This is a genomic window from Clostridium sartagoforme AAU1 (assembly GCF_000401215.1).
GTDB classification, from domain to species: domain Bacteria; phylum Bacillota; class Clostridia; order Clostridiales; family Clostridiaceae; genus Clostridium; species Clostridium sartagoforme.
On sequence record NZ_ASRV01000203.1, the window covers coordinates 1 to 4,675 of the forward strand.

The 4,675-nt window shown below is 23.4% G+C and carries 4 protein-coding genes and 1 pseudogene; 4 read left to right on the plus strand and 1 reads right to left on the minus strand.

The features are described 5' to 3' along the window. Positions 1 to 65: 65 nt before the first annotated feature. Positions 66 to 335, plus strand: coding sequence for a TIGR04104 family putative zinc finger protein (locus tag A500_RS22100; RefSeq protein ID WP_423219300.1), 270 nt, complete (start codon positions 66 to 68; stop codon positions 333 to 335). Positions 336 to 517: 182 nt separating this feature from the next. Here A500_RS22100 and A500_RS16130 read toward each other — a convergent pair whose 3' ends face one another. Continuing rightward, entirely contained in the window at positions 518 to 2,269 is a 1,752-nt protein-coding gene (locus tag A500_RS16130) for an Rqc2 family fibronectin-binding protein (RefSeq protein WP_016208632.1), read from the minus strand. Between the two features lie 100 nt (positions 2,270 to 2,369). On the opposite strand from A500_RS16130, the gene dapF reads away from it, so the two are divergent. The 3 genes and pseudogenes from dapF to A500_RS16145 form a co-directional block, all read left to right on the plus strand. Further along, positions 2,370 to 3,188, plus strand: coding sequence for a diaminopimelate epimerase (gene dapF / locus A500_RS16135; protein ID WP_016208633.1), 819 nt, complete (start codon positions 2,370 to 2,372; stop codon positions 3,186 to 3,188). Positions 3,189 to 3,204: 16 nt separating this feature from the next. Continuing rightward, on the plus strand, positions 3,205 to 4,143 hold the full coding sequence (locus A500_RS16140; protein WP_016208634.1) for a hypothetical protein: 939 nt from the start codon (positions 3,205 to 3,207) through the stop codon (positions 4,141 to 4,143). A 146-nt stretch (positions 4,144 to 4,289) separates the two neighbouring features. Then, a pseudogene (locus A500_RS16145) lies at positions 4,290 to 4,675 on the plus strand (GspE/PulE family protein); the annotation flags it as partial.

Here is a 4,675-nt window from a genome sequence, read left to right on the forward strand (position 1 = left end):
TGAAATAGTAATATAATGTTTATTTTGTAGATAATTATGAAGGAGGGGTTAATATTCAAAAGTGTATTAAATGTAGGGAAAGGTTTTCATATATGGAATTATTATTTTCTATATGGTCTTTTTCTAGGGATTGGCAAATAAAATGTAAAAATTGTAATGCTACATTAAAAACTAATAATATATCTAGAATAATTATATCAATATTAATAACACTACCAATATTATTTCAAAAATATTTATTTAACTTTGGCTATAATGCTATAGTGTTATACTTAATATACTTATTATTTGTTATTGTATTAAGTCCATTAATAGTAAGATATAAATTAATATAATAATTAACACTTTTAAACTATTAGAAACTAAAGTCCAGTGCTTTCAAATCACCGGACTTTTAAATTTTAAATATAATATTAACATTATTTTAAAACAGAGCTTTAATTTTAAATGTTAACTAAAAATTGTGAACTGTGAACTGTGCCTTGTGAACTATGAAATACCTGTTCCTTGACACCTGTTACTTGTTTAATATTTTGTTTCCTTCAAATTTCAAAGTGTTGTATAATGATGGTTCTGTATATAGAGTATAGTTTGTATGATATATAACCATACCAGGTTTTGAACCATTAGGTTTCTTTAAGTTTTTTACTTTAGTATAATCCACCGGAACTTTTGTAGAATTTTTAGCCTTACTATAGTAAGAGGCAAGTATTCCAGCTTCTTCCAAAGCTATATCAGATGGATTATCACTACAAAGTATAACGTGTGAACCAGGTATATTCTTTGTATGAAGCCACATATGATTTTTATTTGCAAATTTTAATGTTAAGTAGTCATTTTGAATATTATTTTTACCAATATAAATATCAATTCCATCAGAAGAAATTATATGCATAGGTTTAGAAGATTTATCTTTTTTATTATTCTTACCAGTATTTTTAAATCTTAAATACCCAGTTTCGATCAATTCTTTTTTTATATCATCTATTTCAATATAGCTTTCACAATTTAATATATTTGTCATAACCGAATTTAAGTATTGAAGTTCTTCTTCATTTTTTTCTAATTGTGCCAATGCAGATTCTTCAGATTTTTTTAATTTATTATATTTTTTATAGAAATATTGTATATTTTCAGATGGCGTCTTATTTTCATCTAGTTTTATAGTTAAATACTCCTCTTCTTTATCGCTATAAAAATTTAACAATGATATTTCTTTTAATCCTTTTTTTAGCATATATATATAAGAAGTTAATAAATCACCATTAATTCTATATTTTTCTTTTTCAGCACATTCTTCAAGAATATTTTTTAATTTTTTAGATTTATTATTACATCTATCTATATTAGTTGAAATTAATTTTTGTAAATCTGTAGATCTATTTAAAAGTCTATCCTGCTTATCTTTAACAGTAAAAAATTCATCAAGTAGTTCACTTGGATTTTCAAAAGATATTGAGGAATAGATGTTTTCAAGATTACTTAATTTAATACAATGAAAATCTTTAAAAACTTCATTATCTTTATAGATTTTATATTCAAACTTATTTTCTACATTTTTCATAAAATTTTTAAAGAAATTAAAAATATTTTCTATATTTATGGTATTATTATCTTGTAAGAAATTTTCATATATACACTTTGATAAGGATTTACTTATACCAGTAAATATATTTGAAAATATTCTTTCGTCTATATTAATATCATTATTATTTAAATATGACTGAATATCATTTATTGAAAAATCAAAAGGATTTACTTTGTTAGATGCTGGAGGATATACATAATTTACACCTGGATATAAAACTCTATAAGTATTTATATCAGAAGAAATATGCTTAATACATTCCATAACTTTATTATCTCTTTCTCTAACAAGAGTTATATTACTATGTCTTCCCATAATTTCAATTATCAATATATATTTACTATCAAAGCCTAATTCATCTGTAGATTCAATGTGCAGCTGAATAATTCTATCACCATTTAATTGAGTTATATTTGTAATTTTACCACCAATTAAATATTTTCTCATAACCATAGTAAACATTGGTGCTTGCAAAGGGTTAGGTTTATTTATATTAGTTAAATGTATTCTAGGAAATTTTGAAGAAGCTGAAATTAATAATTTAAGATTTTGTCTATCTTTTCTTAATGTTAAAATTATTTCATCTTTTTCAGGTTGATTAATTTTATCTATTTTACAATTTAATATTGATTTTTTAAAATCATATAATAAACTATATAAGTAGATACCATCAAAAGCCATAAATATCATCCTTTCTTTGGTAATAAGATAAGGATAGTATAACATTTAATTAGTAATTTTATCAATGGGGCATATGCAGTTAATACAAGGGGGAGTTTTGATGAATTTTATAAAAATGCAGGGGTTAGGAAATGATTTTATCTTTATAATAGATAATAAAAATGAATTTATTGATAATGAAATAGAGATTGCAAAGAAGGTATGCGATAGAAGGTTTGGAATAGGGGCAGACGGATTAGTTATAATAAGAAAATCTAATATTGCAGATGCAAAGATGGTAATAATAAATAGTGATGGATCACGTGCAAATATGTGTGGAAATGCAATTAGATGTTTTGCAAAATATTTATATGAAATTAATTCAATAGATAAAAGTATAATAAGTATTGAAACAGGAGATGGAATAAAAAATGTAGAACTTAAAACAAATAATAATAAAGTTGAATTAATAAAAGTAAATATGGGAAAGGCAAGTTTTAGTGGCAAAGATATTCCTTTAAGAAACAAAAAAGAATTAATAAATGAAAAAGTAAAAATAGAGGGAAAAACATATAAATTAACAACATTGTTAATGGGTGTGCCACACACTATTCTAATTAATAATAATGATGAACATACGATAGAAGAAGGAAGAATTATAGAAAAATATAATTTGTTTATTGATGGTACAAATGTTAATTTTATCAAGATAATTGATAAAAAAAATATAGAAGTAAGGACTTGGGAAAGGGGTGCCGGAGCAACTTTAGCTTGTGGAACTGGATGTTGTGCATCAGTAGTAGCATTAAAAAAACTAGGATTATGTGATGATAAAGTTAAAGTAAAAACATTAGGTGGAAGTTTAGAAGTTGAAGTTGTAAATGACGAAGTATATATGATAGGGGCTGCAGACTTTATTTGTAAAGGGGAACTATATTAATTAAAAGAGGTAAAATATGAATACAAAGAAAATAAGGAGAATTTTCCTTGTTAACTTTATTTTAATAATAGCTATATTGTTATATGGCTGTACAAAAGAAGCTGAAATAGAGGAAAATAAAATCAATATTTTAAATGGAGCAATAGCTATAGAAAATTCAGGACAATATAAAATTTATAATTTAATAAATAATAAATATGAAAAAGTAGATACAGAATATGTAATTACCTCCTATGACTTAAAAAGTGGAAGCTTTATTTATAGTGAAAATGGAGAATATAAAACAAAACATTCAGGAAAAGAAGAATTAATAGAAGACAATAAAACAGTTATTTCACCTAAGATATCTGAAAATGGTAAATATGTAGCATACTTCACAAAAGAAGTATACCTAAATTTAAAAGTAAAAGATTTAGTAAATAATAAAAATATATCAATAAATAGTAATGTAGCTATTTCAGGAAGTCTAATGGATTGGTTAGACGAAAAAAATTTAGTTTATTATGGTGTAGATAATAATAAAAATAATGGTATATTTATTTATAATGTTGAAGAAAAACAGGAAAAACTTTTATATAAAATAGATTTAGGTTATGTAGAATTTTTAAAGAGCTTAGATAATGGAGTAGTATTTTTACAAGAGAAGGAAGGCAAACAAAAAATATTTAAAATTATAGATTCAAGTGGAAAAGCTATAGATATAATTGAAAATGTTATGGATGTTAGTGATGTTGAAGTCACATCTCAAGGTATATTTATATTAGGAAAATTACAGGATAATAATTATTCATTATATAAAATTAATGATGGGAAAGCTAAAAGATTAGTTTATGATTTCCCACAATTAATAAATTTAGATAAAGGCCTTTCGAAAGATAAAAATGGAAATATAATTTTATTGGAGGAGACATCCCTAATCAAGAAAAGATTTATGTTTGTGAAGATGATACTATAAGCACAATACACGAGAGTTCTGGATCATATAACTTTATTGATTGTAACTAGAAAGATTTATAAGTAAAATTATAAATCTTTCTTTTTTATACTTATAAAAATGTATATTTTGCTAAAAATGGATATTAATTTAGATGGTGATTTAATATGAACATTTTTAATTTTGAAATGGATGAAATAAATATAGAAACAGCTAGAAAATTAAATAAATATAAAGCTATAGAAAATAAATCTTTACCTATAAATATTAAAGAAGATTTTATAATAGTATTATCTTCAGAGGATGTTTTGGAAAATAAAGAGGAAGTAGAGTTTTTATTTAATAAAAAAATAAAAATAATAAAAGAGAGTAAAGAATTTATTTTAGATTTAATAGAAAAAATCTTTTTAGGGGAACGAGAAGAGCTTTTTGAAATTATATTAGCTAAAGCCATAAGTTTAAATGCATCAGATATTCACTTTGAGCCACAAGAAGAGGATATTTTTATTAGATTTAGAGTTGATTGGAGTTTTAATAGATTTTACAAAGATAA

Excerpts from the sequence above, each read along its gene's own strand:
- A500_RS16130 (WP_016208632.1), bottom strand. The coding sequence starts at position 2,269 with ATGGCTTTTGATGGTATCTACTTATATAGTTTATTATATGATTTTAAA.
- dapF (WP_016208633.1), top strand. The coding sequence starts at position 2,370 with ATGAATTTTATAAAAATGCAGGGGTTAGGAAATGATTTTATCTTTATA.
- A500_RS16140 (WP_016208634.1), top strand. The coding sequence starts at position 3,205 with ATGAATACAAAGAAAATAAGGAGAATTTTCCTTGTTAACTTTATTTTA.